18 protein-coding genes are annotated in these 15,022 nt (G+C 68.2%); 13 read left to right on the top strand and 5 right to left on the bottom strand.

The window, feature by feature from the left end; genetic code table 11:
- Nucleotides 1-96 precede the first annotated feature (96 nt).
- Nucleotides 97-270, bottom strand: coding sequence for a hypothetical protein (locus tag ATE62_RS23210; protein WP_156420479.1), 174 nt, complete (start codon nucleotides 268-270; stop codon nucleotides 97-99).
- 174 nt (nucleotides 271-444) lie between these two features.
- Here ATE62_RS23210 and pspF point away from each other — a divergent pair, with 174 nt between their 5' ends.
- Nucleotides 445-1,476 carry a phage shock protein operon transcriptional activator gene (gene pspF, locus ATE62_RS05500; RefSeq protein WP_058807396.1) on the top strand — a complete coding sequence of 344 codons (1,032 nt, stop codon included), beginning with the start codon at nucleotides 445-447 and terminating at the stop codon, nucleotides 1,474-1,476.
- A 96-nt stretch (nucleotides 1,477-1,572) separates the two neighbouring features.
- Here pspF and ATE62_RS05495 read toward each other — a convergent pair whose 3' ends face one another.
- Nucleotides 1,573-2,094 (bottom strand): hypothetical protein, encoded by a 522-nt coding sequence (locus tag ATE62_RS05495; RefSeq protein WP_058807395.1) that lies wholly within the window; start codon nucleotides 2,092-2,094, stop codon nucleotides 1,573-1,575.
- 227 nt (nucleotides 2,095-2,321) lie between these two features.
- On the opposite strand from ATE62_RS05495, the gene rplU reads away from it, so the two are divergent.
- The 3 genes from rplU (at nucleotide 2,322) to ATE62_RS05480 (ending at nucleotide 3,961) form a co-directional block, all read left to right on the top strand.
- On the top strand, nucleotides 2,322-2,816 hold the full coding sequence (gene rplU, locus ATE62_RS05490) for a 50S ribosomal protein L21 (RefSeq protein ID WP_058807394.1): 495 nt from the start codon (nucleotides 2,322-2,324) through the stop codon (nucleotides 2,814-2,816).
- 43 nt (nucleotides 2,817-2,859) lie between these two features.
- Complete coding sequence (rpmA, locus tag ATE62_RS05485; RefSeq protein WP_054589052.1) at nucleotides 2,860-3,129, top strand: 50S ribosomal protein L27; 270 nt, start codon at nucleotides 2,860-2,862, stop codon at nucleotides 3,127-3,129.
- Nucleotides 3,130-3,367: 238 nt separating this feature from the next.
- Nucleotides 3,368-3,961, top strand: coding sequence for a GNAT family N-acetyltransferase (locus ATE62_RS05480; RefSeq protein ID WP_058807393.1), 594 nt, complete (start codon nucleotides 3,368-3,370; stop codon nucleotides 3,959-3,961).
- A gap of 131 nt (nucleotides 3,962-4,092) precedes the next feature.
- Here ATE62_RS05480 and ATE62_RS05475 read toward each other — a convergent pair whose 3' ends face one another.
- Nucleotides 4,093-4,689 carry a DUF937 domain-containing protein gene (locus ATE62_RS05475; RefSeq protein ID WP_058807392.1) on the bottom strand — a complete coding sequence of 199 codons (597 nt, stop codon included), beginning with the start codon at nucleotides 4,687-4,689 and terminating at the stop codon, nucleotides 4,093-4,095.
- Between the two features lie 168 nt (nucleotides 4,690-4,857).
- On the opposite strand from ATE62_RS05475, the gene ATE62_RS05470 reads away from it, so the two are divergent.
- From ATE62_RS05470 to ATE62_RS05460, 3 genes are all read left to right on the top strand, one after another.
- On the top strand, nucleotides 4,858-5,253 hold the full coding sequence (locus ATE62_RS05470) for a DUF3597 domain-containing protein (RefSeq protein ID WP_058807391.1): 396 nt from the start codon (nucleotides 4,858-4,860) through the stop codon (nucleotides 5,251-5,253).
- 126 nt (nucleotides 5,254-5,379) lie between these two features.
- Complete coding sequence (locus ATE62_RS05465) at nucleotides 5,380-7,227, top strand: DUF885 domain-containing protein (protein WP_082662624.1); 1,848 nt, start codon at nucleotides 5,380-5,382, stop codon at nucleotides 7,225-7,227.
- Nucleotides 7,227-8,141 (top strand): DUF2268 domain-containing putative Zn-dependent protease, encoded by a 915-nt coding sequence (locus tag ATE62_RS05460; protein ID WP_058807390.1) that lies wholly within the window; start codon nucleotides 7,227-7,229, stop codon nucleotides 8,139-8,141. Before ATE62_RS05465 ends, ATE62_RS05460 begins: the two co-directional genes overlap by 1 nt.
- Here the strand turns inward: ATE62_RS05460 and ATE62_RS05455 are convergent.
- Together ATE62_RS05455 and ATE62_RS05450 are read right to left on the bottom strand one after the other, a co-directional pair.
- A complete protein-coding gene (locus ATE62_RS05455) occupies nucleotides 8,138-8,587 on the bottom strand; it encodes a hypothetical protein (RefSeq protein ID WP_058807389.1) in 450 nt (149 codons plus the stop codon). The genes ATE62_RS05460 and ATE62_RS05455 overlap by 4 nt on opposite strands.
- 48 nt (nucleotides 8,588-8,635) lie before the next feature.
- A complete protein-coding gene (locus ATE62_RS05450) occupies nucleotides 8,636-10,237 on the bottom strand; it encodes a phosphoenolpyruvate carboxykinase (RefSeq protein WP_058807388.1) in 1,602 nt (533 codons plus the stop codon).
- Between the two features lie 267 nt (nucleotides 10,238-10,504).
- On the opposite strand from ATE62_RS05450, the gene ATE62_RS05445 reads away from it, so the two are divergent.
- The 6 genes from ATE62_RS05445 (at nucleotide 10,505) to ATE62_RS05420 (ending at nucleotide 15,018) form a co-directional block, all read left to right on the top strand.
- Complete coding sequence (locus ATE62_RS05445; protein ID WP_058807387.1) at nucleotides 10,505-11,215, top strand: response regulator transcription factor; 711 nt, start codon at nucleotides 10,505-10,507, stop codon at nucleotides 11,213-11,215.
- Entirely contained in the window at nucleotides 11,181-12,794 is a 1,614-nt protein-coding gene (locus ATE62_RS05440; RefSeq protein ID WP_082662623.1) for a sensor histidine kinase, read from the top strand. The genes ATE62_RS05445 and ATE62_RS05440 overlap by 35 nt, the downstream gene beginning before the upstream one ends.
- Nucleotides 12,795-12,919: 125 nt before the next feature.
- Nucleotides 12,920-13,366 (top strand): HPr kinase/phosphorylase, encoded by a 447-nt coding sequence (locus tag ATE62_RS05435; protein ID WP_058807385.1) that lies wholly within the window; start codon nucleotides 12,920-12,922, stop codon nucleotides 13,364-13,366.
- A complete protein-coding gene (gene rapZ / locus ATE62_RS05430) occupies nucleotides 13,363-14,301 on the top strand; it encodes an RNase adapter RapZ (protein WP_058807384.1) in 939 nt (312 codons plus the stop codon). Before ATE62_RS05435 ends, rapZ begins: the two co-directional genes overlap by 4 nt.
- A 46-nt stretch (nucleotides 14,302-14,347) precedes the next feature.
- Nucleotides 14,348-14,743: a PTS sugar transporter subunit IIA gene (locus ATE62_RS05425; protein ID WP_269433355.1), complete on the top strand. Its 396-nt coding sequence runs from the start codon at nucleotides 14,348-14,350 to the stop codon at nucleotides 14,741-14,743.
- The gene (locus ATE62_RS05420) at nucleotides 14,740-15,018 is read left to right on the top strand and encodes an HPr family phosphocarrier protein (protein WP_058807382.1); all 279 of its coding nucleotides are present in this window, start codon (nucleotides 14,740-14,742) and stop codon (nucleotides 15,016-15,018) included. The genes ATE62_RS05425 and ATE62_RS05420 overlap by 4 nt, the downstream gene beginning before the upstream one ends.
- Nucleotides 15,019-15,022 lie beyond the last annotated feature (4 nt).

The raw sequence follows: 15,022 nt of genomic DNA, 5'->3' as shown, positions 1-15,022 counted from the left end.
TGACTAAACTCCTGACGAAATCTTGAGACCTTGTTGTTGAAAAATGCTGGTGCCGGGGCGGGGCAAGGGGGGAGAGTGCCCCGGCACCAGTGCCGGTCAAGCCATTTGGCCGACCGCCGGGGTGGTTGCAGCGGCCGCCAGCGCCATCCCGCCCGGGGAAGCGGCGATGTCGAAGGCGACTTTGGGCTGGTCGATCACGCCGACGAGGATCGCCAGAGCGCCGGCCGCGCTGAGCGCGAAGGTGGTGGCCTGGGCAAAAATCGTCTTCATGGTCGTCCGTCCCTTTTTCGCTGCACCGGTGCGAGTTGCGCCGGTTCGCAAGACACCATGCAGGGGGCGTGCCAATTGCCCGAACCCGCGCAAAACTGCGCAACTTCACGGTGAAATCGCTTCGGTGGGCAATTTCGCTTGCCAATCAGCGGGAAAATTTGCCAATCATTGGGAATGGAGCGCGAAACGCAGTTCATCGGCCAGTCGGCCGCCTTCCAGGACGCGGTCGACCGCGCGAGCCAGGCGGCATTGCTCGACCGCCCGGTGCTGGTGATCGGCGAGCGCGGGACGGGCAAGGAGCTGATCGCCGAGCGCCTGCACCGGCTGTCGGCGCGCTGGGACCGCCCCTATGTCATCATGAACTGCGCCGCGATGCCCGAGACGCTCATCGAGAGCGAATTGTTCGGGCACGAGGCGGGCGCCTTCACCGGCGCGACGCGGACGCGCGCGGGACGCTTCGAGGAGGCCGACGGCGGCACGCTCTTCCTCGACGAACTCGCGACGATGTCGATGGGGGCGCAGGAGCGGCTGCTGCGCGCGGTCGAATATGGCGAAGTGACGCGCGTCGGGTCGTCGCGGCCGATCCGCGTCGATGTGCGCATCGTCGCCGCGACCAACGAGCATCTGCCCGCGCTGGTCGACGACAATCGCTTCCGCGCCGACTTGCTCGACCGGCTGTCGTTCGAGGTGATCACCCTGCCCCCGCTCCGCGCGCGCGAAGGCGATATCGAGGTGCTCGCCACTTATTTCGGCACGCGCATGGCCGCGGTGCTCGGCTGGGACGAATGGCCGGGCTTCGGCCCCCGCGCGCTCGCGGCGATGGAGGGGCACGACTGGCCGGGCAATGTCCGCGAGCTCAGGAACGTGATCGAGCGCGGCATCTATCGCTGGGCCGATCCGTCGAAGCCCGTCGATGCGCTGAGCTTCGATCCTTTTGCGAGCCCGTGGCAACCGGCGGTGCGCAACACGACGGCGAAGGCCGAGGGGGCGGCAGCGCCGGCCAGCGCGGCGGTCGAGGCGCCCGCCCCGGTCGCGCCACCGTCGGGGCCGGTGAGCGACCTGCGCGCGACCGTGGACGCTTATGAGAAGCAGATATTGGCCGACACGATGGCACGGTGCCGCTTCAACCAGAAGATCGCGGCCGAGGCGCTGGGGCTGAGTTACGACCAGATCCGCCATGCGCTGAAGAAGCATGGGTTGAATTAGACGTCGCCCCCGCGCAGGCGGGGGCCGTAGTCGGCCTGATGCTGCTTCGTTGCGCAAACCGGCGGCGGCCCCCGCCTTCGCGGGGGCGACGCTCTCTTACTCCCCCGGCAGCTGCTTGCTCAGCGCCTCGATCACCGCGTCCTGCGCCGCGACCGTTTCGGCGAGCCGTTCGCGCAGCGCGTAGATGTCGGGCAGGCCGTCGATCGCTTCCTCGGTTGTGCGCTCGACATAGAGCCGGTCGATGTCGGCGAGCGCCGCGGTGATCGGCGCGCGCGCCGCGACGAGGCGCGAGATCGCCTGCTGCGCAACGACCCAGGATTCGCTCGCGACCGGCGCGCCCGCGGCGGCGGTGACCAGCGCGACCGTGGGGTCGCGCTCGGCGGCGAAGGCCTGCTGCGCGGCGCTGCCGTCGGCGTCCCAGCGCGCGAGACGTCCCGCGAGGTCGGCGGGCAGCGGCCCCGGCGGCGGCACGACCACCGACGGCGGCGCGACGTTGAGCCGCCCCTCGACCGGGCGCTTGGCGAGCGACGGCCCCTCGCGGCTCTGCGCGGCGGCGCAGGCCGTCAACGACAGCGAGGCGGCAAGCGCCGCGGGCAGCAAAAGGAGGATGCGCTTCATTGCCGCCCCTGATATGGGCGCCGCGCCCGTCCAGCAAGCGCCGAATCGGCGGGGTCGGGGCGAATCGGGCGGAAGCCGCAAAAAGCCGCAAAAGCACGGAAATATGCGGTTGACAGCTCGGCCCGCGCTCGCTAGTGGGCCTGACTTTCCCGCATGCCGGAAAAATCGCCTGCTTCGGCGGGTGACTGGCAGCGCGGGTGTTTTAGTTTCTGATTGGATGGAAGACCATGTTCGCAATCGTGCGCACGGGCGGCAAGCAGTATCGCGTCGCCGCTGGAGACAAGATCGCCGTCGAGAAGATCGAGGGTGAAGCCGGTGACACCGTGTCGCTGGGCGACATCCTGCTGGCCGGCGACGGCGGCGAGGTGAAGGACGCCAAGGGCCTCACCGTCTCGGCCGAGATCATCGCGCAGACGCGCGGCGAAAAGGTCATCGTGTTCAAGAAGCGCCGCCGGCACAACTACCGCCGCCGCAACGGTCACCGCCAGTCGCTGACGCTGCTGCGCATCCTGTCGGTCGGCGAAGCCAAGAAGGCAGCGCCGAAGAAGGAAGCCGCGCCGAAGGAAGAGGCCGCGTCAACCGAAGCCAAGGCCGCTGCGCCCGCCACCGAGAAGAAGGCTGCTGCGCCGAAGAAGGCCGCAGCGCCCAAGGCCGAAGCCCCCAAGGCTGAAACCGAAAAGAAGCCCGCTGCCAAGAAGGCAGCCCCCAAGAAGGACGCCTGAGCGCGAACCCGCGGCTCGGCCCAAGATTTAAGGAGCATCAGTCATGGCACATAAGAAAGCAGGCGGTTCTTCGCGCAACGGTCGCGACTCAGCCGGCCGTCGCCTTGGCGTGAAGAAGTTCGGCGGTCAGGAAGTGATCGGCGGCAATATTATCGTGCGCCAGCGCGGGACCAAGGTGTACCCGGGCGTCAACGTCGGCATCGGCAAGGATCACACCCTGTTCGCCACCGCCGATGGCCGCGTGCGATTCCACGACGGCAAGCTCGGCCGCAAATATGTCTCGGTCGACATGATGGCCGAAGCCGCCGAATAAGGACGATCGCCGACGGGTCGTCCCAAGGGATGACCCGGAGCCGTCCTTTCCGCCACCAGGCGGAAACCAGGTTCGAAAAGAGGGAGACGGGTCACCCCCGGTCTCCCTTTTTTCTTGCCCGTAATCCATCACTTGGCGAACGGGCGCGAAAATCGGGCCGATCATCTCCCTCTCTATCGATTGTCGTCAAAGCGTCACCATCTGGCGCCACGGCGACAGGCAAATGGGAGTGACGTAAATGTTCGCACGAACCGAAAGATTATTGCTGCGGCCCGGCTGGATCGAGGACGCGCCCGCGCTGGCGCAGGCGATCGGCGAGGAGAGCGTGGTGCGCAACCTCGCGACCGCGCCCTGGCCCTATCACGAGGCGCAGGCGATGGAATTCCTCGCCAAGCCGATCAACCCCGCCGAGCCGCGCTTCCTGATCTTCAGCCGCACCGGCGGCGCGCCGCGCCTCGTCGGCGGCTGCGGTATTTCGCCCGACCCCGACGGCCAGCTCGAAATGGGCTATTGGATCGCGCGCCCCTATTGGGGGCTGGGCTTCGCGACCGAAGCGGGGCGCCAGCTGATGCGCATCGCGCGCGCGATGCAGCTGCCGAAGCTCGCGGCGGGCCATTTCCTCGACAATCCGGCGTCGGGGGCGGTGCTGCGCAAGCTGGGCTTCAAGCCCACCGGGCAGGTCGCCAAGCGCTACAGCCTGGCGCGCGGCGGCGAGGCCGATTGCGCGCTGTTCGAGGAAGGCGACGCCGACGACGGCGCCGTCACCCCGATGCGTGATCGCATCGGGGTGGACGAGGATTTCCGTCAGGAGCTTAGGCTGCTGGCGGCTTGATGGTCTCCCCTCCCGCTTGCGGGAGGGGTTGGGGGTGGGCTTGCAACGGTTCATTCTGCCCACCCCGCTGCGGCTAGCGAGCAAGCTCGCAAGCCTCGCTGCCCCTCCCGCTTGCGGGAGGGGATTTCAGCTCACCCCCTCAGCTTGCCCGCCATCCCGATGATATCGTCGAGCGGGTTGCCGTCGCCGTCCATGTCGATGAGCTTGCCGAGCCCGCCGAGCATGCCGCCGTCGCTCGCGGGCGCCGCGCCGCCGCCGACCGCGCCGCCGAGCACATTGCCGAGCATGCCGCCCAAGCCGCCGCCGCCTTCGCCGCCGCCCTGCTTCGCCATATAGCCCGCGACGAGCATCGCGAGGATCGGCAGCATTTTCCTGAGCGTGCCGGCGTCGATGCCGGTCTTCGCCGCGGCGTCGCCCGCGACGCTGCGACTGACCTCCTTGGTCCCGAAAATCTGGCCGAGCACGTCGTTGCCCTGCTCGACCGGGGTCGGCTGCGGGCCGATCACCGCGTCGAGCAGGCCGCCGCCGCCGAGCTGGCCGAGCAGCCCGCCGAGGCCCTCGAGTCCGGCAGCGCCGCCGCCGCTGCCCTGCGCCTGTTTCTTGAAGCCGCCGAGGATCGCGGGGAGCAGCGCGTCGGCACCCTGTTTGGCCATCGCGGGCGGGATGCCGAGGTCCTTGGCCATCGATTCGATGCCGCCGGCCTGGCTCAGGATATCGGTCAGATTCATGATGTTATGCTCCCACTGCGGCGCGCGGATCGAAAGGCGGCGCCGGGCGTTATCATAGCAGCGCGCGGGCGGGGGACGAGCCGTTCATTGAGCTGTCATCTCCCCATGCCCAAGCCTAGTCTGTGGCGGTGCGAATCCGCACCGCCGCATCAATGTGGGAGCATCACCATGGGTATTTTCAGCAAGATCAAGGACGCGATTTTCGGCAAGAAGGCGGAGGCCGCGACGCCTGCTCCCGCCGCCCCGGCGACGACCAGCGCGCCCGCCGCGCCGCAGCCGGTCCCCGCCGCGCCGGTCGCGATCAGCGAGGTCGATGTGGAAGCGATCCTGTCGGCGCAGGCCGCGAATGCCGGCCAGCCGCTCAACTGGCGCACCTCGATCGTCGACCTGATGAAATTGCTCGACATCGACCCGAGCCTTGCCAACCGCAAGGAGCTCGCAACCGAGCTCGGCTATACCGGCGACCTCGACGGCAGCGCCGAGATGAACATCTGGCTGCACAAGGCGGTGATGCGCGAGCTGGCGGCGAACGGCGGCACGGTGCCCGCCGACCTGACCGACTGACCAACGCGCGATAATTTTCGACCGGGGCCGGGCAAGCACAGGCTTTCCCGGCCCCTTTTCGTTGACCGCCGCGCGCGGGTGCCTAGACAGGTTTCAACCGAAACAAGTCGCGCAAGGGAGCCGCCCGTGTCCAACCCGCTTTCCACCCCGATCAGCCGCCGCCAGACGCTCGCCGCGCTCGGCGCGGGGACCGCGAGCCTGGCCGTTGCTGGCCCGGCAGCCGCCGAACAGGTCGTCCCCGCCCCCACTCCCGCCGACGCGTTGCTCCAGTCGATCGCCGACAATCTGCTCGCGCAGTCGCCCGAGGGCGCGACCTCGCTCGGCATCGACACCGGCCACCGCGCCGCCGAGCGCGGCAAGCTCGGCGACCGCTCGGCCGCGGGGATGAAGGCGCTCGCCGAGACGCTGAAGGCCGACGTCGCGCGCGTGCGCGCCTTCGACAAGAGCGGGCTCGATCACAAGACGCGCACCAGCCTGGCGGTGGTCGACAGCGCGTACAGCGTCGCGCTCGACGGCTTTGCCCTGCCCTATGGCGACGTCGCGGTCGGCGGCTGGCGCAACACGCCCTATGTGGTGATCCAGAATGTCGGCGCCTATCTCGACATTCCGAAGTTCCTCGACAGCGATCATCCGGTGAAGACTGCCGCCGATGCCGAAGCCTATCTGTCGCGCCTCAACGCCTTCCCCGGCGTACTCGACGGCGAGACCGAGCGGCTGAAGGCCGCGGGCGGCATGGGGCTGATCGCCCCCGCCTTCCTGATCGACAAAGCGGTCAAGCAGATGGAAGCGAGCCTGGCCGACGCCAAGGCGGGCGGGTCGATGGTCGAGAGCCTCGTCCGCCGCACCGGCGAGGCGAAGCTCGCGGGCGACTGGAACGCGCGCTCGGCGAAGATCGTCCAGGGTCCCGTCGCCGCGGCGCTCGAGCGCCAGCTCGCCGAACTGAAGGCGCAGCGCCCCAAGGCGACGATGGACGCCGGCATGTGGGCGCGCCCGGGCGGCGACGAATGGTATGCCTGGGGCCTCCGCGCCTCGACCACGACGCGCATGACCCCCGACGAGGTCCACGCGATGGGCCGCGAGGAACTCGCCGCGCTGCACGGCCAGATGGACCCGATCCTGCGCAAGATCGGCTATAGCGAGGGCTCGGTCGGCGACCGCATGAACGCGCTCGCCAAGGACCCGAAGTATAAATTCCCCGACAATGACGCCGGCCGCGCCGAGATCGTCGCCTATATCCAGACATGGCTCGGCAAGATCCGCGCCGAACTGCCGCGCGCGTTCCGCACACTGGTGAAGGGCAATGTCGAGGTGAAGCGCCTGCCGCTCGCCGAAGAGCCCGGCGCGCCCGCGGCCTATGGCGGCGCCGGGTCGATCGACGGCAGCATCCCGGGTCGCTTCTGGATCAACCTCCGCACCACCGAACTCCACAGCAAATATTCGCTGCCCGATCTCACGATGCATGAGGCGATCCCCGGCCACGCCTGGCAGGGCGAATATGCGCATGCGATGCCGCTCATCCGCACGATGCTGGCGTTCAACGCCTATTCCGAAGGGTGGGCGCTCTATGCCGAACAGCTCGCCGACGAGCTTGGCCTCTACGACGATTTCGAGGTCGGGCGATTGGGCTATCTCCAGTCGCTCGCCTTCCGCGCGTGCCGCCTCGTCGTCGATACCGGGCTCCACGCCAAGCGCTGGACGCGCGAGCAGGGGGTCGAGTTCTTCGTCAAGGAAAACGGCTCGAACCCGCTGGAGGTCGCGAGCGAGGTCGACCGCTATTGCAGCTGGGCCGGGCAGGCCTGCGGCTACAAGGTCGGGCACAGCGAGATCGTGCGGCAGCGCGGGCTGGCGCAAAAGGCGCTCGGCGCGAAATACGACCTCCGCGATTTCGACGATGTCGTGGTCAAGGGCGGCAACGTCCCGCTCGACGTGCTGGCGCAGAATGTCGACGAATATGTGAGGGGCGCGAAGGGGTGATGCGTTTCATCGCGACCGCGCTGGGCGCGCTCTTGATCGCCGCGCCCGGCGCGGCCGAAAATTCCCCGCCGCGCGTCCGGATCGTGACGAGCGACGTCGAGCGATTCTATGCGCTGTACGACGACCCCGCGCTTGCCGCCGATCCCGATGCGCTCGCGGCGCGCTATCTCGCCGATGCATCGCCGGGGCTCGAAGACTTCATGGTCATGCGCCGGATCACGCCCGAACGCGTCGCAAAGGCGCTGCGCGAAAAACCGCAGCTCTTTGCCGACGCGCGGGGCTGCGCCGCCACGCTTGGCAATGTTCGCGGCCGGTTGACGGCGGCGGCCGACCGGCTGGCGGCGCTCTATCCGCAGGCGATCTTCCCGCCGATCACCATCGCGATCAGCCGCGGCGCGCCGGTCGCGGCGGCGAACGGCAAGGGACTTTACGTTTCGCTCGAGGCGCTGTGCGCGGCGAGATTTTTCGAAGCCGACGACGAAGACCGCTTCGTCCATGTGATCGCGCACGAATATGTCCACGCCCAGCAGCCGCTGGCGCAGGTCGAAAGCGACAGCGAAACCGTGCTTCACGCGGCGCTGGTCGAGGGGGCGGCCGAATTCGTCGCCGAACAGATCAGCGGGTCGGTCGCTTACACGCATCTGCACCGCTGGGCCGCCGGACGCGAAACGGCGGTGGAGGCCGCCTTCCTCGCCGAAAAGGACGGCAAGGCGAATGATTCGCGCTGGGTCTACAACCAGCTCGGCAGCGCCGACTGGCCCGGCGACCTTGGTTACTGGGTCGGGTACCGCGTCGCAAAGGCCTATTATCAGCGCAGTCCCGACAAGAAGGCGGCGATCAAGGCGATCATCGAGATGAAGGACCCGGCCGCCTTTCTCGCGGAGAGCGGCTGGACGCCAGGGATGACGCTCTAGGCGGGCAGCGGCGCGAGATCGGGCGCGACAAAGCCGCGCCGCGCCGGAACCGAGAAGAGCAGTTCGCGGCTGTAGAAGCGCAAAGGCCAGTCGCGGCGACCGACGTCGGACAGCAGCATCGCGTTGACGCGCGCCGCCAATCCAGTCTCCGCCGTTTCCGACAGGAATAGCCGCACCCCCGCGACATAGGCGCGCGTGATGCTGTCGTGATAGCCGCCATGATCGTCGTTCACGCCGCCGACGCTTTCGTTGAAGCGGCTGATTATCGTGGCGATGTCGGCGTCGACATCGATATCGGGGCGCTCGCTGAGCAGCCAGAGGCAGGCGCCGAGATGCGCCTCGTGCGTCCAGGCTTCGCGCGGCAGGGTGCGCGCAAGCAGGCCCTCGCCGATCGCGCGGATTTCATGGTCGCCTGCGAACAGGCGCGGCGAAAAATCGGTAGTCATTGGTCCGGTCCCTCCGGGTGAATGAGCACCCGGAAGTTTCCGGGTCAATCAGGCTGCGACGGCGGCCTGCGGGGCTGCCTGGCGGACGCCTTCGTCGACATGGTCCGCAAATTGCGCAAAATTGTCGATGAATTGTTCGACGAGCGATTGTGCAGTGCGGTCGTACGCCGCCTTGTCGGCCCAGGCTTCGCGCGGATCGAGCAGCGCCGAATCGACGCCGGGCACCGCAACGGGGACCTGGAAGCCGAAATTGGGGTCCTTGCGGAATTCGGCGTCGTTCAGGCTGCCGTCGAGCGCGGCGTTGAGGAGCGCGCGAGTCGCCTTGATCGGCATGCGCTTGATGCCGTCCATCGTCGCCATGCCGCCGGTCCAGCCCGTGTTGACGAGCCAGCACTGGACGCCGCCCTTGGCGATACGCTCCTTGAGCAGATTGCCATAGACCGACGGGTGGCGCGGCATGAAGGGCGCGCCGAAGCAGGTCGAGAAGGTCGCCTCGGGCTCGGTCACGCCGATTTCGGTGCCGGCGACGCGCGCGGTGTAGCCCGACAGGAAATGGTACATCGCCTGGTCGGGGGTCAGCTTCGCGATCGGGGGCAGCACGCCATAGGCATCGGCGGTCAGCATGATGATATTGTGCGGAACCGGCCCCATATTCTGTTCCGAGGTATTCGGAATGAAGTCGATCGGATAGCTGCCGCGGCTGTTCTCGGCGAGGCTCGCGTCGTCGAAGTCGAGTTCACGCGTCTCAGCATCCATCACGACATTTTCGAGCACGGTCCCGAAGCGCTTGGTGGTCGCATAGATTTCGGGTTCGGCCTCGGGCGAGAGGCGGATCATCTTGGCGTAGCAGCCGCCCTCGAAATTGAAGACCGCGGTGTCCGACCAGCCATGCTCGTCGTCGCCGATTAGCGTGCGCGACGCGTCGGCCGACAGCGTCGTCTTGCCGGTGCCGCTGAGCCCGAAGAAGACCGCCGTGTCGCCGTTCGCGCCGATGTTGGCCGAACAGTGCATCGGCATCACGCCCTTCACCGGGAGCAGGTAGTTGAGGATGCCGAACACCGACTTCTTCATCTCGCCGGCGTACTGCGTGCCGCCGATCAGGATCAGCTTTTCGCTGAAATTGACCGCGATCACCGTTTCGGTGCGCGAGCCGTGCTTCGCCGGGTCGGCGCGGAAGCTGGGCAGGTCGATGATCGTATATTCGGCCGCGAAGCTCGCCAGCTCCCCGGCCGTCGGGCGGCAAAGAAGCGTGCGGATGAACTGGCTGTGCCAGGCGAATTCGGTCACGACCTGCACCGCGACGCGGTGCTCGGGCTGCGAGCCGCCGAACAGCTGCTGGCGATAGAGACGCGGACGCTCGGCGAGATGCGCGAGGAAATCGGCCTTCAGCGCGGCGAAATGATCGGGGGTCATCGGGACGTTGGTCTTGCCCCACCAGATGGTGCCCTGCGTCTCGTCGTCCTGGACGATGAACTTGTCCTTCGCCGAACGGCCCGTGTGCTTGCCGGTCGCGACGACGAGCGGGCCGTCCTTGGCGAGTCGGCCTTCGCCCTGGCGCACCGCTTCCTCGATCAGCTGCGCCGTGCCCCAGTTTTCGGCCACTTCCGCCGCCGTTTTCACGGTCGTCGAACCGATCACCACATCCGTCATGACTCAAGCCTTTCCCAACTTTCCGCCCGCCTTTGCATACCTATGCAGCGCATGCCAAGCGAAAGCGCTGGGCCCGCATGAACATGGGTGCCGACGGGACGTCGAATTCCGAAATTGCGGCCGCGTTAGCGAGGTTGGAGGATGAGGTCAAAAGATTAAAGCCCGGTTCGGCGCCCGCGCCCTAAGGGAACCGGTAGCAAGCGCGCGATGTTGTGACCGGGCGGCACATCGGCTAGTTGCCGGGACGTCCGCCCCTATGGAAAGAGCATGACGGCAACCATCGCGCTGGTCGACGACGACCGCAACATCCTGCAATCCCTGTCGATCGCGCTCCAGGCCGAGGGCTTCGTGACGCGCGTCTATTCGGACGGCGAGGCGGCGCTGAAGCCGCTGATCGACAATCCGCCCGACCTGGCCGTCTTCGACGTGAAGATGCCGCGCATGGACGGGCTCGAACTGCTGCGGCGCCTGCGCGAAAAGAGCCAGCTGCCGGTGATCTTCCTGACCAGCAAGGACGACGAGATCGACGAGGCGCTGGGGCTCGCGATGGGCGCCGACGACTATATCGCCAAGCCCTTCTCGCAGCGGCTGGTGATCGCGCGCATCCGCGCGATTTTGCGCCGCGTCGAGCTCAACAAAAATGCGCCCGGTGACGAGGACGAACCCGTCGCCGATCCGATCACGCGCGGCCGGCTGAGTATGGATCCAGCGCGGCACAAGGTCGAATGGGACGGCAAGGACGTGACGCTGACCGTCACCGAATTCCTGATCCTCGAAACGCTGGCGAGCCGCCCGGGCATCGTGCGCAGCCGCAACCAGCTGATGGACGCCGCCTATCAGGACGACGTCTATATCGACGACCGCACGATAGACAGCCACATCAAGCGCCTGCGCCGCAAGTTCCGCGAAGTCGACCCCGATTTCGACGCGATCGCGACGCTCTATGGGGCGGGCTACCGCTTTGCCGACGAAGGCTGATCCCGCGCGCGACGCCGAGGACCAGCCTTTGGTCTGGTCGGCGCGCTGGTCGCTGACCACGCGCATCCTGGCGGTCAACATCGTCGCGATCGCGCTGCTCGCAGGCGGCTTTTTCTACCTCGACACCTACCGCAGCCGACTGGTCGACACGCGTGTCGGGGTGATGGAGGAGCAGCTCGCGCAGCTCGACGACGCGCTCGAGGCGGCGCGCCCCGACCAGCGCCAGCGGCTGATCGACGCCTTCACGCGGGCGACCGCGTCGCGGCTGCGCTTCTACGCCGCCGACGGCACGCGCAGCTACGACAGCTTCGACCATGGCCCGCCGACCTATACTTTGCGCGATCCCACTATCCAGCCGTGGAAGCGCGACGCCGCGCGCGCGATGGACCGCGGCATCGACTGGATCGTCGGCGCGCCCAACTATCCCGATTTCGAGGAACCCGCGGTCGACCGCGGCGCGGCCTGGCCCGAGGTCGTACAGACGCTGAAGAGCGGCGCGGGCACCACACGCTTCCGTTACGCCCCCGAACGCACGCCCCTGCTCACCGCGACGCGGATCGTCGACCTCGACACGCCGCAGGTGATGCTGATGACGCTCAATGCGCGCGACATCACGCGCACGGTGCGCGCCGAGCGCTTCCGGCTCGCGGTGGTCGTCGCGATCGTGCTGCTGACGTCGGTGCTGCTCTCGCTCTTCCTTGCGCGGACGATCGTCCGGCCGCTGCGCAAGCTCGCGCGTGCCGCGGTGCGCGTGCGGCTGGGACGCGCGCGCGAGGTCGTCGTGCCGCGCCTGCCGAGCCGCCGCGACGAGATCGGCACGCTCGCGCGCGCGCTGTCGGACATGACGCAAGCCCTCAGGGAGCGCATCGACGCCGGCGAGCATTTCGCCGCCGACGTGACGCACGAGCTCAAGAACCCGATCGCCTCGGTACGCTCGGCGATCGAGGGGCTGGGGCGCGTCAAGACCGACGAGCAGCGCGCGCAATTGCTGGCCATTGCGGACGAGGATGTAAGGCGGCTCGACCGGCTGGTCACCGACATCAGCGACGCGAGCCGCATCGACGCGCAATTGTCGCGCACCAGTTTCGAGCCGATCGACGTCGGGCTGATGATCGAATCGATGCTCGCGTCCAGGGCCGCCCGGGCGGAAGGCAAGGACATGCCGCAGCCGCGCATCGCCTTCGCGCGCCCGCGCAAGGGCACGACGATGGTGCTCGGCGACGGTCACCGCCTCGAACGCGTGATCGACAATGTCATCGACAATGCGATCAGCTTCTCGCCTCCCGGCGGGCTGGTCTGCGTGCGCGCGACGCGGCTGGGCAGCGACGTCCATATCGGGGTCGACGACGACGGCCCCGGGATCGAGCCCGCGCAGCGCGACGCCATTTTCCGCCGTTTCCACAGCGAGCGTCCCGACGGCGCCTTCGGCCGCCACAGCGGCCTCGGCCTCGCGATCGCGCGGACGATCGTCGAGGGGCACAACGGCCATATCGCCGCGCGCGACCGCGACGACGGCCAGCCGGGCGCGAGCCTGCTGATCACTTTGCCGGCGGCGGAGGGGGATGGCGGCGAGAGCTGACCGTCGCCCCCGCGAAGGCGGGGGCCCGCAAGCAGCCTTGCGCTACCTCTCTCCCGTGGCCCCCGCTCGCGCGGGGGCGACGCTTTGCTTGCAGCCGTGCTGACACGCCGGTAAGCCTCTCCGCCATGCTGCCGCGCCGGACCGCACTCGATATCGTCAACATCCACGCCAGCTGCGTCGCGGCGGGCAGCCGCGGCATAGTGATCCTCGGCGCATCGGGACAGGGCAAGTCCGACCTGGCGCTGCGGCTGATCGACCGCGGCGCGCGGCTGGTCGCCGACGACCGCTGCGACATCTGGTTCGACCGCGGCCGCCTGTGGTGCCGCCCGCCGGCGAACCTCGCGGGCAAGATGGAGGTACGCGGCATCGGCATCGTCGACCAGCCCTTCGTCGCGCCGGTGCCGCTCGCGCTCGCGGTGCGCCTCGCCGAGCGCCCCGAGCGCATGCCGCCCGCGAACCAGAGCGAGACGATCGCGGGCCACGCGCTGCCCGCGCTGCTGCTCGCGGGTTTCGAGGCTTCGGCGCCGATCAAGGTGCTGATGGCGCTCGACCGGCTGGGCAGCGCGGCATGAGCGACGGCGGCCAGCGCCTGCTGCTCGTCACCGGCCTGTCGGGCGCGGGCAAGTCGACGGTGCTGAAAGTGCTCGAGGATCTGGGCTGGGAGGTGGTCGACAACCTGCCCCCCGCGTTGCTCGACGCGCTGCTCGCGGCGCCCGCGGGGCCGGGGCGCCAGAGCCGCCCGCTCGCGATCGGCATCGACAGTCGCAGCCGCGGCTTCAAGCCCGCACCGCTGGTCAAGCGGATGAAGGAGCTGCGCGAGGCGGGCGGGCGCGACATCGACACTTTGTTCCTCGACTGCGCGGGCGCCGAGCTCGAGCGCCGCTTCTCCGAGACGCGCCGCCGCCACCCGATGGCCGAGGACCGCCCCGCCGCCGACGGCATCGCGCGCGAGCGCGAGACGATGGAGCCGCTCCGCCGCTGGGCGCAGCATGTCATCGACACCACCAATTATTCGAGCAACGACCTGCAGCAGGAGGTGCGCCAGCGTTTCGGCGAAGCGGGGACCGACGAGCCGGTGCTGAGCGTGCTGAGCTTCGGCTTCGCGCGCGGGCTGCCGCGCAACGCCGACCTGGTGTTCGACATGCGCTATCTGCGCAACCCGCATTGGGACCCGGTGCTGAAGCCCGGCACCGGGCTCGATCCCGCGGTCGCGGCCTATGTCATCGCCGACCCCGCCTATGAGGCGACGGTGGCGCAGATCGAATCGCTGCTCCTCGCGCTCCTCCCGCGCTACCGCGCCGAGGGGAAGAGCTATGTCACCATCGCCTTCGGGTGCACCGGCGGGCGCCATCGCTCGGTCCATGTCGCCGAACGTGTGGCCGCGACGCTCCGCGCGGCGGGCCATGCGCCGACGGTGACCCACCGCAACCTTGACTCCGCCCCGCAAGATGGGCTTGAGGGCAAGCCCCCGTCCGCATCTCCCGCATCCGGCGGCAAACAAGCATAAGGGTTTCGACTGCATGGGCACCGACAAGGCATTGCCGCTTCTTGGAATGGTATTGGTGACCCATGGCCGCCTCGCCGAGGAAATGGTGACCGCGATGGAGCATGTCGTCGGCCCGCAACGCGCGATCGCGACGGTGTGCATCGGCCCCAACGACAATATGGAGATGCGGCGCAAGGAAATCGCCGACGCGATCCACAAGGTCGACGAGGGCCGCGGCGTGATCATGCTGACCGACCTGTTCGGCGGCACCCCCTCGAACCTCGCGATCAGCCTGCTCGACGCCGGGCACACCGAGGTGATCGCCGGCGTGAACCTGCCGATGCTGATCCGCCTCGAAAGCGCGCGCAAGACCATGGAACTCCGCCCGGCAGTGATCGCCGCAAAAGAGGCGGGGCAGAAATATATCTCCGTTGCATCCGAAATGCTGGGGGTGGGTCCATGAACGAGACGAGCGAGACGGTCGAGATCACCAACCAGCGCGGGCTGCATGCGCGCGCGAGCGCCAAGTTCGTGACCTTCGTCAGCCGCCTGCCCGAGACCGTGTCGGTCGAGGTCGAAAAGGGCGGATCGCGCGTCAACGGCACGTCGATCATGGGGCTGATGATGCTGGGCGCCGCGAAGGGCGATTCGATCACGATCCATACCAAGGGCGACGGCGCCGACGCGGCGCTGCTCAAGCTGGTCGGGCTGGTCAAGGACAGCTTCGGCGAGGATTGACGGC

This window comes from Sphingopyxis sp. HIX (assembly GCF_001468285.1).
GTDB lineage: Bacteria > Pseudomonadota > Alphaproteobacteria > Sphingomonadales > Sphingomonadaceae > Sphingopyxis.
The sequence above is the reverse complement of the archived record's forward strand: the minus strand, read 5'-3'. Positions and strand labels throughout refer to the sequence as shown.

Coding starts and splice junctions, on each gene's coding strand:
- ATE62_RS23210 (WP_156420479.1), bottom strand. CDS start 270: ATGAAGACGATTTTTGCCCAGGCCACCACCTTCGCGCTCAGCGCGGCC.
- pspF (WP_058807396.1), top strand. CDS start 445: ATGGAGCGCGAAACGCAGTTCATCGGCCAGTCGGCCGCCTTCCAGGAC.
- ATE62_RS05495 (WP_058807395.1), bottom strand. CDS start 2,094: ATGAAGCGCATCCTCCTTTTGCTGCCCGCGGCGCTTGCCGCCTCGCTG.
- rplU (WP_058807394.1), top strand. CDS start 2,322: ATGTTCGCAATCGTGCGCACGGGCGGCAAGCAGTATCGCGTCGCCGCT.
- rpmA (WP_054589052.1), top strand. CDS start 2,860: ATGGCACATAAGAAAGCAGGCGGTTCTTCGCGCAACGGTCGCGACTCA.
- ATE62_RS05480 (WP_058807393.1), top strand. CDS start 3,368: ATGTTCGCACGAACCGAAAGATTATTGCTGCGGCCCGGCTGGATCGAG.
- ATE62_RS05475 (WP_058807392.1), bottom strand. CDS start 4,689: ATGAATCTGACCGATATCCTGAGCCAGGCCGGCGGCATCGAATCGATG.
- ATE62_RS05470 (WP_058807391.1), top strand. CDS start 4,858: ATGGGTATTTTCAGCAAGATCAAGGACGCGATTTTCGGCAAGAAGGCG.
- ATE62_RS05460 (WP_058807390.1), top strand. CDS start 7,227: ATGCGTTTCATCGCGACCGCGCTGGGCGCGCTCTTGATCGCCGCGCCC.
- ATE62_RS05455 (WP_058807389.1), bottom strand. CDS start 8,587: ATGACTACCGATTTTTCGCCGCGCCTGTTCGCAGGCGACCATGAAATC.
- ATE62_RS05450 (WP_058807388.1), bottom strand. CDS start 10,237: ATGACGGATGTGGTGATCGGTTCGACGACCGTGAAAACGGCGGCGGAA.
- ATE62_RS05445 (WP_058807387.1), top strand. CDS start 10,505: ATGACGGCAACCATCGCGCTGGTCGACGACGACCGCAACATCCTGCAA.
- ATE62_RS05440 (WP_082662623.1), top strand. CDS start 11,181: ATGGGGCGGGCTACCGCTTTGCCGACGAAGGCTGATCCCGCGCGCGAC.
- ATE62_RS05435 (WP_058807385.1), top strand. CDS start 12,920: ATGCTGCCGCGCCGGACCGCACTCGATATCGTCAACATCCACGCCAGC.
- rapZ (WP_058807384.1), top strand. CDS start 13,363: ATGAGCGACGGCGGCCAGCGCCTGCTGCTCGTCACCGGCCTGTCGGGC.
- ATE62_RS05425 (WP_269433355.1), top strand. CDS start 14,348: ATGGTATTGGTGACCCATGGCCGCCTCGCCGAGGAAATGGTGACCGCG.
- ATE62_RS05420 (WP_058807382.1), top strand. CDS start 14,740: ATGAACGAGACGAGCGAGACGGTCGAGATCACCAACCAGCGCGGGCTG.